Source organism: Arthrobacter sp. LjRoot14 (genome assembly GCF_964253905.1).
Taxonomy (GTDB): domain Bacteria; phylum Actinomycetota; class Actinomycetes; order Actinomycetales; family Micrococcaceae; genus Arthrobacter.
This window is the reverse complement of sequence record NZ_CAXURL020000001.1, coordinates 2,527,743-2,544,984: the sequence shown is the minus strand read 5'-3', so window position 1 is coordinate 2,544,984 and position 17,242 is coordinate 2,527,743. Positions and strand designations below refer to the sequence as shown.

Genomic DNA, 17,242 nt, shown 5'->3' with positions numbered 1-17,242 from the left:
CATCCGAAATACGGACTAGTTCGTGACCTCCGGGTCGTCCTTGACGTTGGTTCCGGCGATGGCGTCGCGGGCAGCGCGGCGGAGCTTCTTGTCGGAGACGAGCCGCTCACCCACAGCGCCGGGAGTCCAGGCGTTGACGTCGTCCTCGTTGAAGTCCGTCTTGGACGGCCGGCGCTTTACCGAGATACCGGTGACGCCGTCCGCGAGCCTCCGGGTGACCAGCAGGAATCCCGTGTGAGCCACCATGCGGTGGTCCGGCCGCACGGCAAGGCCCTCCAGGTGCCAGCCGCGGACCATGGATTCCCAGGCATCGGGCTCGGTGAAGCGGCCGTCGGCCCGGATCGCTTCCGCCGTCCTGGACAGCTGGGTCACGGTGGCAACGTAGTTGATCCACACACCGCCGGGGGCGAGGACCGTGGCGACGGCGTCGAGGCACTCCCAGGGTGCCAGCATGTCCAGCACCACGCGGTCGACGGACCCGGGGGCTTCGCTGCGGACCACTTCCTCCTGGAAGTCGCCGAGGGAAATCTTCCAGGCGGGGTGCGGTCCGCCGAAGATTGTTTCCACGTTGCCGCGGGCAATGTCCGCGAATTCCTCGCGCCGTTCAAAGGAGTGCAGATAGCCGTTGTCGCCGACTGCCCGCAGCAGCGAAATCGACAACGCACCCGACCCCACACCGGCTTCCACTACACGGGCGCCGGGGAAAATGTCCGCCATGGTGACGATCTGGCCGGCGTCTTTGGGGTAGACCACGGCAGCCCCTCGGGGCATGGAGAGTACGAAGTCGGAGAGCAGCGGACGGAGCGTCTGATACTGCTGCCCCACATTGTTGGTCACGACGGATCCGTCGGCCTGGCCGATGATTTCATCATGGTTCAGGAAGCCCCGGTGGGTGTGGAACGCTCCCCCGGCTTCCAGGGTGATGGTGTTCATCCGGCCGCGCTCGTCAGTCAGCTGCACACGCTCGCCTTCGCGGAACGGACCCCGGCGGCGGGCGGCACCCACGGGTACTACCCCGGTGGTGCCGGCGGCGTCTGCGGTGTCGCCCCGCGTGATGTTGTTGGCGGCAGTTTCGCTGCTCATGGAATATTCCTCGCTTTTGTAAACCTGGTTGGCCATGCATTAATACGGCCGGGCTCCGGTTGCCGGCCCGGCGGCGGTATTCACGACCGGCAGGTAACTCTACCGGTTCTGCGCCTTGGCGCGCCCGCTGCGGCGCGTTTCTTTGCCTGTAATGGCGGTCACCACGGCCTGCTGGCGTAGCAGTCCGGTCACTTTTCCGTGGTGGTCCACCACTGCGTACTCGTGGCCCTCAAGCTGGGCAAGGTACTGCACCAGCTCCTGGCCCTGGGACCATTCGGGCACGTATGCACCGGCGCTGAGGGCGTGCGCCACTGCGGTGGCGGGGGTTGTTGCTGCGGCGCCCGCGGGAACGGAGGCGGCGGCGACGTCGGAGACGATTCCGGCAGGACGACCGTCCGATCCACAGAGAACGATGGCGGGGGTGCCTTGCGGAGCAAGCCGGAGGACATCGGCCACGGTGGAGGATTCGGGTATTCCGACCGCTGGTTCTGCGAGGGCGGCTGCGTTGACAAGGTGCAGCCGGCTCCGAAGCCTCCCGTGCTGGATGGACGCCGACGCCCCCATCCAGAGGAAACTGCCCACCAGCACGGTGATGAGCATCAGTGAAACGTCGGGGCGGTCGCCGCGCACCAGCGGAAGCAGGACGAACCAGGCCGCCAGGGCGATGACGATGATCCGACCCGCCCAGCCAGCGGCCACGGTGCCCTTTTCCTGGCTGCCGGTGGCTTTCCAGACAGCGGACTCAACGAGGCGGCCGCCGTCGAGCGGCAGCCCGGGAAGGACGTTGAAGATGCCAATGAGCAGGTTCGCCCACACAAAGATGTTGGACAGGATCCCCGCCACGCCGGAGGGATCCGTGGCAAGGATGAACAGCCAGCCGGCCCCCGCCAGGACGATGTTCGCGGCAGGGCCGGCCATGGCCACCAGCACCGAGCGGCCCGGCGTCGCGGTGAAGCCCTCGAACTGGGTGTGGCCGCCCCAAAGGTTAAGCACGATTTTCTCCGTGGGCCAGTGGAAGATCTTGGCCGTCAGGGCGTGCGCGAGTTCGTGGACAAGTACTGAGAGGAGCAGGAGCAGGGCATAGGCGAAGGCCACGTAGTAGGCGGTAATTCCCATGTCCGGGTACTGCCCCTCGAGCACCGGTCCGTACACAATTACGGTGAACGCAGCAATGATGAACCACGAATACGCCAGGACTACCCTGATACCCGCGATGCGTCCCAGCGATATGCCTTCCCTGCGGCCGTTGGCAACCTTCGGGTCGCTGCCGCCTGCCGGGTCAGTCAAGGCCGTGGCTCCGGAACGCTGCGTTCTCCAGGCCGATGTCCGCTGCCGCGAATTCGTTGCGCCGGGCCACCAGTTGCTCGAGGTCGGCCACGGTACGGCCCTCGAGGGAATGCCACGTGGCCCGGGCCGGATCGTCCGGAAGCGGCACGATGTGCGGGATCGCCACAGTCGCCACTCCCGAGGCCATAGCGGCAGCCACGCCGGGCGCCGAATCTTCGAGCGCAACGCAATCGGCGATGGTCAGTGCGTTGTCCCCTTGCTGGAGCAGTTCGACTGCTTTGAGGTAGGCCTCCGGGTGGGGCTTGCCGTTGGTGACGGTGTCGCCGGTGACCAGGAATTCGAAGTAGGGCTTCGGCAGCGCTGCGACAACCTCGCGTGCAAGCGGCCCCTCGGACATCGTCACCAGGGCGCATCGGATGCCTGCCTCATGGAGCTGGTCCAGCAGTTCGCGCGCCCCCGGCCGCCAGGGAACGGACTTGCGGACTTTGCTGACGACCTGGGCCGTCAGCGAGTCGATGATTTCCCGGGCCTCGAGTTTGACTCCGGCTTTCTGGAGAACCCCGGCCGAGAAGACCAGGGACTGTCCCACCAGCTGCATGGCCTGCGCGTGGGACCACTGTCCGCCGTGGGCGGCCACGAGTGCGTGCTCAGCCTCGATCCAGTACGGTTCAGTGTCGACGATGGTGCCATCCATGTCCCATAAAGCGGCTTTGAGAAGTGGCTGGGAGGCTGAGGATCGCATAGCTCCAAGTCTACGGTGCGGCCCTCGGGAGGCGGCGTGCGCTACGCCCTCGGCGAATATCGTGCGGACTGATGCGGTGCTGCCGCGGTGCGGCTGCGCCTCGCGGAAGATTTGTGGCGCTTCATTCCATGCACCCGGCGGTGTCTTGGACGTAGGGTGAAGAAATGAATAGCTTCGACGGAGACACCAGCGAACCGGGTGCCACGCCCGAGCCGGAGCGGCTGCTGCAGCCCGTGCCAGACGGCCAGCGCATCACTGTGATGCTCGCCGCCTTTGAAGGCTGGAATGATGCCGGCGAAGCAGCGAGCGACGCCTTGCGTTACCTGAACAAACTGTGGGGCGGCAAAAAGGTGGCATCGATTGATGCAGACGAGTACTACGACTTCCAGTTCACACGGCCAACCATCCGCCGGACGTCATCCGGGGAACGCAAAATCAAATGGCCGTCCACGCGGATCTACAAAGCCAGTGCCCCGGACGCGAATGTCGATGTGATCTTTGTCCAAGGCACGGAGCCGTCCTATAAGTGGCGGGCCTATACCGCTGAGCTGCTGGTCCATGCCGAGGCCCTGCACGTGGACTACGTCATCCTGGTGGGCGCCCTGCTCGCTGATGTGCCGCACAGCCGACCCATCCCGGTGAGCACGTCCACTGATGACAGCGCCCTCCGGGAACGCATGAACCTTGAAGCCTCGCAGTACGAAGGCCCGGTGGGGATTGTCGGCGTACTTTCGGAAGTGGCACTGCTGGCCGGCTTGCCTACAGTGTCCCTCTGGGCAGCCGTTCCGCACTATGTCGCGCAAGCCCCCTCCCCCAAGGCGCAGCTCGCCCTTCTTCATAAGATTGAGGAGTTGCTCCAGGTGCCGCTTGACACCCACGAACTGGCGGAGGAAGCAGACGCATGGGAGCGCGGTGTGGATGAGCTCGCCACCGAGGACCCGGAGATTGCAGCGTACGTGCGGCAGCTGGAGGAAGCCAAGGACACCGCTGACCTTCCGGAGGCCAGTGGCGAGTCCATAGCGCGCGAATTCGAGCGCTACCTCAAACGCCGCGGCAAGGACAAGCAGTAGGGCGCAGCGTTAAACCGGACGCGGTCCCCGGCGAAGTTCGCCCGGGACCGCGTTTTGTTTAAGGAGATTTAGAGTTCGACGCCGAGAAGGGCGTTGACGGCGTCACTGACCAGCGCCTGGTCCATCGGCGAGCCGGCCCCTGCGTGCTGCTTGGCGCCGCCGGCCCAGCGGTCCACGGCCGCGAGGGCGCCGGGGGCGTTCAGGTCGTTGGCCAGTTCGCTCCGCATCTCCGCGATAAGCGTGGCGGCGGAACCCTCCGGGGCCATGGTCAGGGCGTCCCGCCACTCGGCAAGCCTGGATTTTGCTTCTGCGAAGCCTGCCTCCGTCCAGGACCAGTCCGCGCGGTAATGGTGGGCGAGGATTGCCAGGCGGATGGCTGCGGGTTCCTCGCCGGCAGCCCGGAGTTTGGATACGAGAACCAGGTTTCCCTTGGATTTGCTCATCTTTTCGCCGTCGAGACCCACCATCCCGGCGTGGGCGAAATGCCGTGCCAGGGGAACGCCGGCCAGCGAATAGGCGTGTCCGGCGCCCATCTCGTGGTGCGGGAAGATGAGGTCGGATCCTCCGCCTTGAACGGTGAAGGGTGCCGGCAGGTACTTCTGCGCAATGACCGTGCACTCAATGTGCCAGCCTGGCCGGCCCGCCCCCAGTTCGCCGCCGGCCCAGCTGGGTTCGCCGTCGCGGGCCACGCGCCAAAGCAGCGGATCCAGGGCCTGCCGCTTGCCGCGGCGGCCCGGGTCGCCGCCGCGTTCGGCGAAGAGTTCCAGCATTTCGGTCTCGGAGAGCCCGGACACCGATCCCAGGGTCCACGCGTCCTTGGCCTCCGCGGAGTGTTTGCTGGCGGCCTCGACGTCATAGTAGACGTCGCCGTCCGGCTCACCGGGGGTGCCGGTAACGCGGTATGCCAGGCCCAGGTGCAGGAGGCGTTCAATGGCGGGAACGATTTCCGGGATGGATTCGACCGCCCCGACGTAGTGGTCTGGCGCCAGGACGTTGAGGGCAGCCATGTCGGTCTGGAACAGTTCGATCTGGCTCGCGGCAAGATCTCGCCAGTCAACACCCGTTGCTGTGGCCCGCTCGAGCAGGGGATCGTCGACGTCGGTCACGTTCTGGACGTAGGCGACGCGCTGGCCGCCGTCGCGCCATGCACGGTTCAGCAGGTCGAAAGCGACATAGCTGGCCGCGTGCCCCATATGGGTTGCGTCATACGGGGTGATGCCGCAGACATACAGTGACTGCTCGCCAGTGGCTTCAAGGGTGCTGTAGGCGTCCTCGGCGGTGTCGAAAATCCGAACGGCGGGCATGCAGCCCGGAAGCTGAGGGACAGGGCGGGAGATCCAGGATTTCACAGGCCAAGCCTAGTGCTAGGCGCTGATGACATTGAAACCGAGCAGCAGGTACAGCGCCATGCCGAGGAAAATCCGGTACCAGACGAAGAGCCGGTAGCTCCGGGTGGAGACGAACTTCAGGAACCAGCCGATGATGACGTAGCCGACAACGAGGGCGATCACGGTGGCCAGAGCTGTTTCCGGCAGACCGTAGGGCCCGGTGATGCCGTCCTTGGACACCACTTTGTACAGCTGGTACAGCCCGCTGCCGAACACGGCCGGAATGGCGAGGAGGAACGAATACCGGGCTGCGGCCTCGCGGGTGTACCCCATCAGCAGTCCGGCGGTAATGGTTCCACCGGACCGGGACACGCCGGGGATGAGTGCCAGGGCCTGGGCGAACCCGTAAAGGATGCCGTGCTTATATGTCAGCTTTGTCAGGTCGCGCTCCTGGCGGCCCACTGCGTCGGCCACGGCGAGGATCAGGCCGAAGACGATCAGCATGGTGGCCACGATCCAGAGGCTGCGGAGGACGGATTCAATCTGGTCCTGGAAGATCAGGCCCAGGACGATGATGGGCAGGCTGCCGATGATCACCAGCCAGCCCATGCGGGCATCCGGGTCATTCGACGGAACGCGCCGCGTCAACGACCCGAACCAGGCCTTGACGATCCGGACGATATCCCGCCAGAAGTAGATGATCACGGCAGTCTCGGTTCCGAGCTGGGTGATTGCGGTAAACGCCGCCCCGGGGTCCGCCGCATTCGGCAGGAACGATCCGACGATGCGCAAGTGGGCGCTTGAGGAAATCGGGAGGAATTCGGTCAGCCCTTGGACAAGACCCAGCAGGGCCGCTTCAAACCAGTTCACGTTTATAGACCCTACGTCATGAAGCATGGTGAATCCCCGTAAGCTAACTGCTATGCAGCAGCGTTATGTCGGCAACAGTGGGTTGCGCGTGTCCTCACTCTCCCTTGGAACGATGTCGTGGGCACGGGAGACGGATGAGCAGGATGCCTCCGAACTGCTGCGGTCGTTCGTTGACGCCGGCGGGACCTTGATCGATACCGCCGCCTCCTACGCCGATGGCCAGGCGGAGGCCCTCCTGGGTTCCATGCTGGGTGACGTCGTCTCCCGCTCGGAAGTGGTGATTTCCACCAAGGCAGGAATTTCGACGTCGGACGGCCGGCGCAGCGTCGACACCTCACGTAACGGCATGCTCTCCGGGCTGGATGCCAGCCTTGCCCGGCTCGGCACAGACTATGTCGACGTCTGGTTTGCGCAGGCTTGGGATGCGAATGTCCCCTTGGAAGAGACTCTCTCAGCCCTCGAGTTCGCATTACGCACGGGCCGCGCCCGCTATGCGGGAGTGTCGAACTTCAGCGGGTGGCAGACGGCCAAGGCCGCGGCCGTGGCCGGCTTCCCGATCGTGGCGAGCCAGACGGAATACTCATTGCTGCAGCGGAAGCCTGAATCGGAGCTCATCCCTGCCATCGAGGACGCCGGCCTGGGACTGTTTGCCTGGGCGCCCCTTGGCCGCGGCGTGCTTACCGGGAAGTACCGCGGGCACATACCGGCGGATTCCCGGGCGGCACAGAAGAGGCTGGCCGGCTACGTTGAGCCCTATCTTGAGGAGCCTGCGTCCAGGATCGTGGAAGCGGTTGCGATGGCCGCCCGGGGACTGGGCCGGTCGTCAATCGATGTTGCCCTGAGCTGGCTGCTCTCACAGCACGGAGTGGCGACCGCGATCGTGGGGGCCAGGTCTCCCGTGCAGCTTAAGGAGATCCTTGATTCGCAACTGACACACGTGCCTGCGGAAATCGCGCGGGCGCTGGAAGACGTTTCCGCGGTGGATTAAAGCTCCGGAGGAAGCAGGCTGTCCGGCGTCTGAATCGTGACGCCCGGAACCCGACTAATCCTCGACGATCTCCAGATCTTCGTCGTCCTCGGCTTCCTCTTCTTCGTCTTCGTCGTCCACGTCCTCGATGACTTCTAGCGGGGTAACCTCGCCGTAAGCCTCATAAAGGGAATCGTCGTAGACTTCGAAAGCATCGGCAACGGCAAAGAACGCCGCTTCGACGGTTGGGTCTCCCTCGCCCCGCCGTGCGGAGGCTGCGATCAGGTGTTCTTCCAGGGCTGTGGTCAGGGACTGAAGCGCGACACGCGGATCGATGCTCATGACTTCACGTTAGCCGGAAAAGGACGAAAATGGAGAGCAATGAAAGAACATTTTCTGAGCAGTTCAGTCCAGCGGGAGCGGGACTACGCGAGGCAGTACGAGTACCTGGTACTGACGGTCGGCCCTGAGGATTCCCTTCCGGAAGCGCGTCGGCGCCTTGTTGAGCATTCCGAATACGGCAAGTGGGAGCTGGAGCGCAGCCGGCTTTACGTAGGCGGCGGCAGGCGCTTCTGGTTGCGCCGCAAAGTCATCCAGGTGCAACGCACGGTTTAGCGCACTACGGAGTGGCCAGCGGGCCCAGCCACGCGTTGGCCACGGTGTTGTGCGCGGACTCGTCATCCGAGGGGTGGAACATCCCGGCCAGCACGTCACGGTACAACCGTTCCAGTTCGGACCCCCGGAAGTAGCTGGATCCCCCCGAGACCCGGATTGCGAGGTCCACAACCGTGCGCGCCGTCTCCGTGGCCCGGACTTTGAGGCCCACCAGCCGCGGGAACCACTGGCTGCCGTGATCCACCAGGCCATCAACGTCCCGCGAGAGCTCTGCAAGCTGGGGATACAAGGCATCCATTGCCATTGCGGCTTCCGCAACTTTCCACCGGATATCGGGATCCTGAGCGTACGTGCGTCCATCGTTCTTGAAGGACGTCCGGCGTTTGACGGCCTCAACGCCCAGGGCCAGCGCACGCTCACCGAGACCGGTGTAGACGGCGGCCAACAGGGTCTCGAAACATGCGAAGATCGCGAAGATCAACGGGTCCGCGTTTGGCCCCATCGGCAGTTTGCGGAAGATCCGGTCCGCGGGCACCAAGGCACCGTCCAGGACCGTGGTGTTTGACTGGCTCGCGCGCATTCCCAGGGTGTCCCAGTCTTCCAGGATGTCGTAGCCGTCGGACTCCCTGCTAAGGAAGCCGTGCACCAGTTCCCCCTCGCCGTCCCTGGCTGAAGCGTCCTTGCCGAAGATGCCGAGCCTTGTCCACGCCGGGGACAGGCTGGTGAAGATCTTCCGCCCTGTGAAGCTGTAGCTCCCGTCCGGGTGCGGGGTTGCGCGGGTCCGGGAATCGAACAGCACTGAGTCGTTGCCGGCTTCGGAGTTCCCGAAGGCGAAGATCTCCCCCTGCGATGCCTCCCGGAGGACAAAGTCCAGGGAGGAATCGCCGCGGGCGGCGAGGACATGTGCGACGCCGGTCCACACCAAATGCATGTTGATCGCCAGCGCGGTGGCCGGGGCCGCCGTCGCCAGCCTCCTTTGCAGCTGGGCTGCCGCGGCGAGACCAAGGCCCAGGCCGCCGTCGGCCGCCGGCACAAAGATCTTGAGATAGCCGGCAGCAGCGAGTTCCTCCAGGTCCTCAGTGAAGAACCGGTTCTCCCGGTCATAGCGGGCGGCACGGCCGCGGATTCGGTCCAGCAGGGGTTCGGTGAGGATCTGTTCCGGTGTCATGGCCTGGCTTTCGGGGCTGCTGTGGCTGTCGGCTACGGAGTGATTCAGTAGTTGGTCAGGAGCCTGTCCAGAACCCTGGCCCCGAACTTGAGGGAATCCGCGGGCACCCGCTCGTCCACGCCGTGGAACATGCCGGTGAAATCGAGCTCATCCGGGAGTTGCAGCGGGGCGAAGCCGTACCCGGTGATGCCCAGCCGGCTCAGGGACTTGTTGTCCGTGCCGCCGGACAGGGTGTAGGGAAGGACCTTGGCGCCTGGATCCTCGGAGTGCAGGGCATCGATCATGGAGTCCACCAGGTTCCCGGCAAACGGCACCTCGAGCGACACATCGTTGTGTACGTACGAAACGTCGACGCCGGTACCTGCGAGCTCCTTGACGATCTCCAGTACCTGCTGCTCCTGGCCCGGAAGTGTCCGGCAATCCACCAGGGCCTCCGCCGACTCGGGAATGACGTTGTGCTTGTAGCCGCCTTTGAGGAGGGTGGGGTTGGTGGTGTTCTGAAGTGTGGCTCCCACGAACCGCGCAACGGTTCCGAGCTCTTTGAGGAGCTTCTCCGGATCGTCAGGATCGAATTCCACGCCCGTGAGTTCCGTCACGCCGTCGAGGAACTGCCTGGTGGTGGGCGTCAGTTCCACCGGCCACTGGTACTCGCCAATGCGGGACACGGCGCTGGCGAGGCGCGTTACGGCATTGTCGGTGTTGATCTGCGAGCCGTGACCCGCGCGGCCGTGGGCCACCAGGCGCAGCCACGACAGCCCCTTTTCCGCAGTCTGCAGGAGGTAGGTCCGTTGTCCGCCAATGGTGGCGGAGAAGCCGCCGACTTCCGAGATGGCCTCGGTGGCGCCGTCGAAGAGTTCACGCCGGTTTTCGACGGCGTAACGGGCGCCGTAGGTGCCGCCGGCCTCCTCGTCGGCGAAGAACGCAAAGATCAGGTCCCGCTTGGGCTTGCGTCCGGTCCGGGCAAAGTTCCGCATGACAGCGAGGATCATGGCGTCCATGTCCTTCATGTCCACGGCTCCGCGTCCCCAGATCAGGCCGTCCTTGAGTTCGGCTCCGAAAGGGTCGACCGACCACTGATCCCGGATGGCGGGCACGACGTCCAGGTGTCCGTGGACCACCAGGGCGCTCGCGGAGGGGTCCTCCCCCGCAATTCGCGTGACGACGTTGGCCCGGCCCGGCGCCGATTCAAAAATCTCCGCGTCCAGCCCCACTTCCGTGATGAGGCCGGCGGTGTATTCCGCAGCCGCGCGCTCCCCGGGACCTGTTCCGTCGCCGTAGTTCGAAGTGTCGATCCGGATCAGTTCCTGGCAGATCCTGACAACTTCGTCCTCGGGGCGTATTTCAGTCATGTTTCACTCCTCGTGGGGGCCGCGTGATTGTTGGTTTCAGCCTACCCACAAGCCCCCTCCAAGCCTCGATTATTTGTTTCCCGAAAAGTCGTGCTAGAGTCTTTCTCGCTGCTTCGGAGAAATCCAAAACGCTGAAAGGCGGAAACGATCTCCGAATTACCACCTGCGCGGGTGGCGGAATGGCAGACGCGCTAGCTTGAGGTGCTAGTCCTCGAAAGGGGGTGGGGGTTCAAGTCCCCCTCCGCGCACAAGGGAAAACCCCAGGAATCCACGGATTCCTGGGGTTTTTTTCTTTCTCCGTACACGCGAAGGGGAATCAACGCATGGTGCAGCTGTGGCTTACAGCCAGCTGCTGTCACGCCACGACAACCCACTCATCCGTGTACTCGGAGAACCGCGGCTCATCAGGGCAGTCGATGGATGTCGAAATCACCGATCCTAAATTCATCTCGAACCGGACGCAGGCGCTGACGGTGCGCTGCTCTCCCCACCAGCCGCCGCTGGTTGTCAGGTGTTCGCGATAATAATGGTCGGTAAAGAAGTCTCCCTCGGGGTCCCAGCCGAAGGCGTAAGGATCGCCCAGGCCTTTCAGCTTTGAGGCGACCAGCGCCCTGTTCCCGACGTCCGTGGCTACCGTAAACTTCACAAACCAGTCTCTGCCCTCGGCGGCCTTTTCACGGATGGCACTCCTCCCCATCTTCTCGATGGACGGCCTGGCGCACGAGGCGATCAGCAGCACCAGCGCCATGGCAACAGCCAATTTCAATACACGTGACATCTTTCCCCCAGGAATCGTGAGGCCCGGCCTACCTCTTAGCCGGAGGATACCCGGCTCGTCGCCAGCAGGTCCCCCACCCGGCAATCCAGCGCGTCGCAGATCGCCGTCAGGGTGGAAAACCGGATTGCCCGCGCCCGGTCGTTCTTGAGCACCGACAGGTTAACCAAGGACACGCCGACCTGTTTACTCAGCTCCGTCAGGGTCATCCCCCGCTCCTCGAGCAGCTCATCGAGGCGGCAGTGAATATCCGAAGCCTCGTCATCTGCCGGCATCAGACCAGTCCCTCGGTCTCCAGCTGGAGGCGGCGGCCGTACTGAAAGACCCCGGCAACGAGCACCATGACCAGGCCAAGCATCAAGGGGGCAAGGTTGACCTCAGCTGAGAAAACGTAGGACGCCCCCGGGGTGCGCCCGTTTGCAGCGATCATCTCCGCCACCCGGTTCAATGCCCAGCCGTCGAGGATCTGCCCAAGAGTGCCGGCCACGGCGATGACTGCCCCGCATGCGCCCACCACCCCTACGGATTTTGCAGTGAAGAGGGTCGCGCTGCGAAGCCGGTGCGCCAGCACGAACACCAAGGCCAGGATGGCCAGGACGCCAATCTGGGTCAGCGCGCTTCCCCAGGCCAGGAGCTCGGCGGGCCCGACCGGGAGCTGGGGAACGGTGGCTTCCAGCGACGTGTACCGCCCAGTGGATTCCAGTTCCAGCCCGGAGGCCGCCTGGTCCCTTGCAGCCACCGGCAACTCCAGTGTGACCGGCCCGCCACGGAACGGGTTAGAACTCGACGCCGCGCACGAGGTTAATGAGTTGAGTCTTCGTCTGCCCGGCCGAAGGCCCCGTCGGGGAGATCAGGACCTGCGCGTTGAATGTCGCGAGGTTCTGGCCCCTGACCACCATGACGGACAGGTTTGTGATCGGCACGTCACCGGCGGGACGGAGGGACTTCGGGCCGGCGGGTTCGGTGCTCATGGTGAAGGACGCCCTATCCCCGATGCCGTCGAGCGGCTCGCCGTGAATGCCGGGCCCGGCCAGGGCCGAAGCCGCGCCCTTCAGGACTTCGATCGAGAAGATGAGCGAGTCCGGGCCAGGGGTGCCCAGGTCGCCGAACGTGTACCGGCAACTGACGTCGCGAGGGAGGACCTGCGGCTGGGTCTTCGCCCCGAATGCCTCCTTGACCTGATCGGGACTGATCAGGGCGCAGACCGCGTTGTTCGTCGTGGCCGGCGGACCCACGGGCGGAGCCGCAGGGACGCTAAGTGCGGTGCCGTTGCCCCAGCCGGCGTCCACTGCCGCCTGCGAGAGCGCGCGGGCCATTGCATCGCCGTCGGGGACGTCGCCCCCGGCCGTGGGGGGTCCGGTCACGTAGGGCATCTCGAGGGTCTCGTTACCCCGTACTGCCGTCAGGACAACGTTCGCGGACGCGCCTCCGGCCTCCCCGCGGAAATAGCCCGTCCACTGCAGGCATGCAAAGTCGCCGATGCCTGTGACAGGTGAGCAGTCCGACGTCGACCTGGCCTTGGAGATGTCGGCGGCTGATGCGGGAGATATGAGGGCCACCGACAGGGCCGTCATACCCGTGGCGGACTTGCTCGAATAAGTGCACAGGTAGGCCTTGCTTCCCATCGGCCTGTCGGGGGTGTTTTGGCCAACAGGCACAAGCCCGGGTATTGCCTTCGCAGCAATCTCCGGGGTAACGAGTTCGCACGCCGGGCTGCGCGAGCCGGACAGTGGGCCCGACGACGGCCCGCTCCGGGCCCCGGGCTGACCGCACGCGGAGAGGAACAGGGCCAGCATGGCCAGGAGCGTTATGCCGCTTCGCGTAGGCCGGGAGCGGGGACCAGGCATGGGGTTCCTTTCCGAGCCCGCCCGCCGCCGGGGCAACCACTCATGGCATCAGTGTGGTGCCATGAGGGCGCTGCGCCCCAGAGTCGAAAGTACCGGGCGGCGCATCCCCGGGATCACGCGCAGGCGGCCAGGATGCCTTGGATCGCGTCGTGTTCGGGCCGCGTGACCCACAGCTTGTACTTGGCCTTCACTGCGGTCATCCGGGCCGTGTATTCGCACCGGAAAGCCTTGTTAGGCGGGAGCCAAGTGGCCGCGTCCTTGTCACCTTTGGCTGAGTTTGCCGGACCGTCGGCCGCCATGAGGTTCAACGGATCGTTGGCAAGCTGCTTTCGCTGTTCTTCACTGATCTGCTGGGCGCCGGTCTGCCAAGCCAGCGACAGCGGAATGATGTGGTCTATCTGGACCGCCGAGCTGGTGTCGGCGCCGCGAACGAACCGGATCGTCTTGCCCGTGTACTTATCAGCCAGCGTCCCGGTGGCGACAACGCAGTCGTGCGTGCCGGGTTTAAACGTCTCTCCAGTCAGGTCGCGGGCGAGGATGTCGTTCCGTGTGTCGCAGCCATTGTGGTCCACGTCAGCCCAGGCAGGGCCGAACTGCTCACGGTTGTAGCCGGTTTTCGGCGCGCGCCCCTTCACCGGAATGGCGGCAAGCCGGGCTATGGCAGCTGAAACGTCCGCCGGGTTCCCGGCCGGCTTGTCTGAGCCAACGGACGGGACAGCTCTGCGGACGGCTTCAGCGACGGCAGTCCCGGCCGACTCCACGGCCCCGCAACCGGCAACACCCCCCAACAGAAGTACAGCGGTCACAAGGGTCAGTGCTTTGGAACTGCGGCGTGGAATCGTCTTGTCCTTCATTGATGCGGAAGTTGCAGCTCAGGCTACCGTCGTGGCAAGCGCTGGGGCTGCAGGCCAAGCGATGGTGCCGGTCACAGCTGTCCAGGGACCCGGCGACATCGCCGCGCTGTGCCCACCCCGGCATGAGCCTACGGCGCGTCCTGCCCCGTGCGCGTGCCGTACAAGTAGGCGAGGTCGTTGAGGGTCTGCATCGTCAGCTCGCGCGCTCGGGCAAGAAGTGTCTTTCGATCCGGAGCCTCGGGCGAGTCATCCCGGCCCGACAACGACGTCACTGCGAAATCCGGTTCCTTGCCGCCAAGCACCTTCAGGTACTCAAGCTGCAAACGGCTGCTGACGCCGTCGGCCTTTGACTGAACGTCAGTGACCGCCAGAAGCGCGAAGGCAACGTGTCGCCGGTCAGCCCACAGGCCCGCCCTCAGTGCGACCCGGAACAGTCCGTCAAGCTCCACGCCCGCCGGTGCCTTTGCCTTTCCGGCGTAAACCTCGGCGGCCAGGCCTGACCGTGAATCCGCCCACCGGTAACCGACGGGCACGATGCGCCCTTTCCGGGACCGGTAAGTGGCCGAGACGGTTAGCAGCGCCCGCCCGTCGGCCCCGGGTCTGTGGTCCAACGCAATGTCGCTTAGTTTCTCCTGCCGGCAGGCAGAAATGAACTCCTGCACGTCCTTGTCCCACAGCCGGTCCGTAACGCTGCTCTCCATGTCATGCACCCCCGAAACAACGGTACCGGTCAACGGTGCACCGGCTCAGGAGACTCGCTGCTGCGGCCGTTCAAATGCCGGCCACACGCTAGGCCAAGGCCTAGGCTGACTATGTGAAGTTGTCCCCGGTCCCGCTTGAAGCCGCAGTTTCGGCCCCTGCCGAATGGTGGCAGATCGTTGCCGCTCTTGGCCCCCTGGCAGTCCTGGCCGGTGCCGTCCTGGCCGCGTTCATTGGCTGGCGGACACTGCGGCAAAAAGCCGTCGCGGATGCTCAGGCCCTGAGGCAAAGAACCCGGGCTGACGACCGCGCCGAGTGGTGGAAGCGCACACAGTGGGCGTTGGACAAGGCCTTGGAGGCAGATGAGGATGCAAAAGCCCTCGGCCTGGCGTCCCTTGCGGTCCTGGCCCGGAGCGACCTTGCCCGTGAAGAGGAACTTGAACTGCTGGACATCGCGTGGCAATCGGTGACAGAGGCCAACGGCGGCGAGGGAACGTGGGACGAGGACGTCGAAGCCGTGGACTCCGGGGAACCAATCGGCGACAATGGAACTACGAGCACCGACCGAATGGAGGAGGGAAGGCCATGAGCACCAGCACACCGGAGCAGAAGAAATCCCGGACACCCCGCCACGTCTCCACGTCCCGCGGCCGGCAGCTGACCCCTTCCGAGCACAGGGTCCAGGTTGCCGCAGCAAAGCTGCGTGTGGCGCTCGACGAACGATTGGGCCGCCCCACTCCGGCTGAGACCAAGGCACTCTCCAAGGAAGACCTCTAGGCTAAAGCCCGGAAACCCGGGGAACGGCAAACCACAGGCCAGCCAAAGGCCCCGCACATGCGGGGCCTTTGCCTAGCTTGGCCCAGGTTCGCCTAGACCTTCTCGGGAGTGCGGTCAACCACCGGTTCTGAGCCTGTGAACTTCCGTTCCCGGTGCGGGAAAGCCCAGAACTTGAAGTCCTTGGCCTCCACCCGCGGTTCGGGCTGTTTTTCCGGTTCCTGCGACTCGTCTTTCCGAGTATCCCTCCGGAATTCCTTGTTATACGGATAGCACATCACTGACCTCCTCATAGTGAATGCCCTTTAATCCTCCTCTCAATTTGCACGCAGGTCGATCATTTTTGTGCTGGAAAGTGAGAGGTGTCGTTCGGCCCAAGACATCGGCGGGGGTTGCATCATAGATTGAACAACTACAGGTGCGCTTGAGGGGCGGGCAGAGACCCTCACGCAACCGTGGGATGAGGAAAGGGCAGGCATCACTTCCAGTTCGGATGAGAGGCAACGTACATGGCGAAGACAACGGGTGTGGCAGCACGGCTGGCCGAAGCGCTGGCCGTCGTCCTCGGTACGGAAGGGATCCCGCTAAGGTTGCGCGCCTGGGATGGCTCGGAGGCAGGCCCGGACGACGCCCCCGTGATGGAATTCCGTTCCCGACGGGCCTTGCGCCGCATGCTTTGGTCGCCCGGGCAGCTCGGCCTCAGCCGGGCCTATGTCGCCGGGGACATTGACGCGCCGGGCGACATTTTCGCCAGCTTCGCCGCGCTGAGCTCGGCGGGAAAGTTCGCTGAGCCCGGGCCCTTTCCCCCTTTGACCGCAAAGGAAATGTGGACCCTGACCAGCACCGCGATCCGGGTCGGCGCGATCGGCCCGAATCCTGCTCCGCCGCCGGAAGAATCCAAGGTGCATCGACAGGGCCGGCGCCATTCGAAGGGCCGCGACGCGGCAGCCATCTCGCACCACTACGACGTGGGCAACGATTTCTACGCCCTGGTTCTTGGCCCGTCGATGGTCTACTCATGCGCTGTGTGGAACGACAAAACTGACAAAGATGCTGACCAGGCCCACAGCCTCGAAACCGCCCAGGAAACCAAAATCGACCTTGTCTGCCGCAAACTGGGGTTGCAGCCCGGCATGCGTGTACTGGACGTCGGCTGCGGCTGGGGCAGCTTCGCGCTGCACGCTGCCCAGCGCTTCGGCGTCGACGTCGTCGGCGTAACGCTTTCCAACGAGCAGGCAGGGCTGGCCCGCAAGCGCGTGGCCGACGCCGGCCTGACGGATCGCGTGGACATCCGGGTCCAGGACTACCGCGACGTGGACGACGGGCCGTTCGATGCGATCAGCTCGATCGGCATGTCCGAACACGTCGGCCGCGAGCAGATCTCCAGTTACGTCTCCCGGCTCCACGACCTTCTGCGGCCCGGCGGCAGGCTGCTTAACCACGCCATCTCGTGGAACGCAGGCCCAACGAGCCCGGACCCGGATTCGTTCATACCCCGTTACGTCTTCCCCGACGGCGAAATGCTCAGCCTCGCGGACATGATCGGTGCGCTTGAGTCCGGCGGATTCGAAGTGCTCGACGTCGAGGCGTTGCGGCGACACTACGCCCTGACCCTCCGCGCCTGGGTGCGTAACCTGGAGGAGCACTGGGATGAGGCCATGCGCGCCAGCAGCCCCGGGCGGGCACGTGTGTGGAGGCTTTACATGGCCGCCAGTGCGCTGGGCTTCGAGAACGGCTTGACCGGCGTCAACCAGGTGCTCGTACAGCGCCCTGGCGGGACCGAGCCCCCGCTGCGGCGGAACGCATGGATGTGA

At 64.8% G+C, this 17,242-nt stretch carries 21 protein-coding genes and 1 tRNA gene; 7 read left to right on the top strand and 15 right to left on the bottom strand.

The window, feature by feature from the left end:
* Positions 1-15: 15 nt before the first annotated feature.
* The 3 genes from ACSQ12_RS11360 to ACSQ12_RS11350 form a co-directional block, all read right to left on the bottom strand.
* Complete coding sequence (locus ACSQ12_RS11360; protein ID WP_245199147.1) at positions 16-1,083, bottom strand: tRNA (adenine-N1)-methyltransferase; 1,068 nt, start codon at positions 1,081-1,083, stop codon at positions 16-18.
* A 99-nt stretch (positions 1,084-1,182) separates the two neighbouring features.
* Complete coding sequence (locus tag ACSQ12_RS11355) at positions 1,183-2,370, bottom strand: site-2 protease family protein (protein WP_436065475.1); 1,188 nt, start codon at positions 2,368-2,370, stop codon at positions 1,183-1,185.
* Positions 2,363-3,112 (bottom strand): HAD family hydrolase, encoded by a 750-nt coding sequence (locus tag ACSQ12_RS11350; protein WP_436065474.1) that lies wholly within the window; start codon positions 3,110-3,112, stop codon positions 2,363-2,365. Before ACSQ12_RS11350 ends, ACSQ12_RS11355 begins: the two co-directional genes overlap by 8 nt.
* 164 nt (positions 3,113-3,276) lie before the next feature.
* On the opposite strand from ACSQ12_RS11350, the gene ACSQ12_RS11345 reads away from it, so the two are divergent.
* On the top strand, positions 3,277-4,182 hold the full coding sequence (locus ACSQ12_RS11345; protein WP_209744638.1) for a PAC2 family protein: 906 nt from the start codon (positions 3,277-3,279) through the stop codon (positions 4,180-4,182).
* A gap of 68 nt (positions 4,183-4,250) precedes the next feature.
* Here the strand turns inward: ACSQ12_RS11345 and mshC are convergent, their stop codons facing one another.
* Both mshC and ACSQ12_RS11335 read right to left on the bottom strand, forming a co-directional pair.
* Positions 4,251-5,531: a cysteine--1-D-myo-inosityl 2-amino-2-deoxy-alpha-D-glucopyranoside ligase gene (gene mshC / locus ACSQ12_RS11340; protein ID WP_436065473.1), complete on the bottom strand. Its 1,281-nt coding sequence runs from the start codon at positions 5,529-5,531 to the stop codon at positions 4,251-4,253.
* 15 nt (positions 5,532-5,546) lie between these two features.
* Positions 5,547-6,380, bottom strand: coding sequence for an undecaprenyl-diphosphate phosphatase (locus ACSQ12_RS11335; protein ID WP_209744644.1), 834 nt, complete (start codon positions 6,378-6,380; stop codon positions 5,547-5,549).
* A gap of 52 nt (positions 6,381-6,432) precedes the next feature.
* Here ACSQ12_RS11335 and ACSQ12_RS11330 point away from each other — a divergent pair, with 52 nt between their 5' ends.
* Positions 6,433-7,368: an aldo/keto reductase gene (locus ACSQ12_RS11330; protein WP_436065472.1), complete on the top strand. Its 936-nt coding sequence runs from the start codon at positions 6,433-6,435 to the stop codon at positions 7,366-7,368.
* 54 nt (positions 7,369-7,422) lie between these two features.
* On the opposite strand, the gene ACSQ12_RS11325 is transcribed toward ACSQ12_RS11330, so the two are convergent.
* Positions 7,423-7,689 (bottom strand): hypothetical protein, encoded by a 267-nt coding sequence (locus ACSQ12_RS11325; protein WP_209744650.1) that lies wholly within the window; start codon positions 7,687-7,689, stop codon positions 7,423-7,425.
* Positions 7,690-7,728: 39 nt separating this feature from the next.
* Between ACSQ12_RS11325 and ACSQ12_RS11320 the strand changes: the two genes are divergently transcribed.
* Complete coding sequence (locus tag ACSQ12_RS11320; protein ID WP_011692010.1) at positions 7,729-7,962, top strand: DUF5703 family protein; 234 nt, start codon at positions 7,729-7,731, stop codon at positions 7,960-7,962.
* Between the two features lie 4 nt (positions 7,963-7,966).
* On the opposite strand, the gene ACSQ12_RS11315 is transcribed toward ACSQ12_RS11320, so the two are convergent.
* Both ACSQ12_RS11315 and ACSQ12_RS11310 read right to left on the bottom strand, forming a co-directional pair.
* On the bottom strand, positions 7,967-9,130 hold the full coding sequence (locus tag ACSQ12_RS11315; protein ID WP_436065471.1) for an acyl-CoA dehydrogenase family protein: 1,164 nt from the start codon (positions 9,128-9,130) through the stop codon (positions 7,967-7,969).
* A 44-nt stretch (positions 9,131-9,174) separates the two neighbouring features.
* A complete protein-coding gene (locus tag ACSQ12_RS11310; protein WP_436065470.1) occupies positions 9,175-10,479 on the bottom strand; it encodes a M20/M25/M40 family metallo-hydrolase in 1,305 nt (434 codons plus the stop codon).
* 165 nt (positions 10,480-10,644) lie between these two features.
* Between ACSQ12_RS11310 and ACSQ12_RS11305 the strand changes: the two genes are divergently transcribed.
* Positions 10,645-10,727, top strand: a tRNA-Leu gene (locus ACSQ12_RS11305).
* A gap of 107 nt (positions 10,728-10,834) precedes the next feature.
* On the opposite strand, the gene ACSQ12_RS11300 is transcribed toward ACSQ12_RS11305, so the two are convergent.
* The 6 genes from ACSQ12_RS11300 to ACSQ12_RS11275 form a co-directional block, all read right to left on the bottom strand.
* The gene (locus ACSQ12_RS11300) at positions 10,835-11,245 is read right to left on the bottom strand and encodes a hypothetical protein (protein WP_436065469.1); all 411 of its coding nucleotides are present in this window, start codon (positions 11,243-11,245) and stop codon (positions 10,835-10,837) included.
* A 47-nt stretch (positions 11,246-11,292) separates the two neighbouring features.
* The gene (locus ACSQ12_RS11295) at positions 11,293-11,529 is read right to left on the bottom strand and encodes a helix-turn-helix domain-containing protein (RefSeq protein ID WP_436065468.1); all 237 of its coding nucleotides are present in this window, start codon (positions 11,527-11,529) and stop codon (positions 11,293-11,295) included.
* Positions 11,529-11,993: a hypothetical protein gene (locus tag ACSQ12_RS11290; RefSeq protein ID WP_436065467.1), complete on the bottom strand. Its 465-nt coding sequence runs from the start codon at positions 11,991-11,993 to the stop codon at positions 11,529-11,531. Before ACSQ12_RS11290 ends, ACSQ12_RS11295 begins: the two co-directional genes overlap by 1 nt.
* 37 nt (positions 11,994-12,030) lie before the next feature.
* On the bottom strand, positions 12,031-13,101 hold the full coding sequence (locus ACSQ12_RS11285; protein ID WP_436065466.1) for a hypothetical protein: 1,071 nt from the start codon (positions 13,099-13,101) through the stop codon (positions 12,031-12,033).
* A gap of 113 nt (positions 13,102-13,214) precedes the next feature.
* A complete protein-coding gene (locus ACSQ12_RS11280; protein WP_436065465.1) occupies positions 13,215-13,955 on the bottom strand; it encodes an HNH endonuclease family protein in 741 nt (246 codons plus the stop codon).
* Between the two features lie 128 nt (positions 13,956-14,083).
* On the bottom strand, positions 14,084-14,656 hold the full coding sequence (locus tag ACSQ12_RS11275) for a hypothetical protein (protein ID WP_436065464.1): 573 nt from the start codon (positions 14,654-14,656) through the stop codon (positions 14,084-14,086).
* Positions 14,657-14,769: 113 nt separating this feature from the next.
* Here ACSQ12_RS11275 and ACSQ12_RS11270 point away from each other — a divergent pair, with 113 nt between their 5' ends.
* Both ACSQ12_RS11270 and ACSQ12_RS11265 read left to right on the top strand, forming a co-directional pair.
* Positions 14,770-15,243, top strand: coding sequence for a hypothetical protein (locus ACSQ12_RS11270; protein WP_436065463.1), 474 nt, complete (start codon positions 14,770-14,772; stop codon positions 15,241-15,243).
* Positions 15,240-15,431 carry a hypothetical protein gene (locus ACSQ12_RS11265; protein ID WP_209744677.1) on the top strand — a complete coding sequence of 64 codons (192 nt, stop codon included), beginning with the start codon at positions 15,240-15,242 and terminating at the stop codon, positions 15,429-15,431. Before ACSQ12_RS11270 ends, ACSQ12_RS11265 begins: the two co-directional genes overlap by 4 nt.
* A gap of 92 nt (positions 15,432-15,523) precedes the next feature.
* Here ACSQ12_RS11265 and ACSQ12_RS11260 read toward each other — a convergent pair whose 3' ends face one another.
* Positions 15,524-15,706 carry a hypothetical protein gene (locus tag ACSQ12_RS11260; RefSeq protein ID WP_436065462.1) on the bottom strand — a complete coding sequence of 61 codons (183 nt, stop codon included), beginning with the start codon at positions 15,704-15,706 and terminating at the stop codon, positions 15,524-15,526.
* 231 nt (positions 15,707-15,937) lie between these two features.
* Between ACSQ12_RS11260 and ACSQ12_RS11255 the strand changes: the two genes are divergently transcribed.
* A complete protein-coding gene (locus ACSQ12_RS11255; RefSeq protein WP_436065461.1) occupies positions 15,938-17,242 on the top strand; it encodes a class I SAM-dependent methyltransferase in 1,305 nt (434 codons plus the stop codon).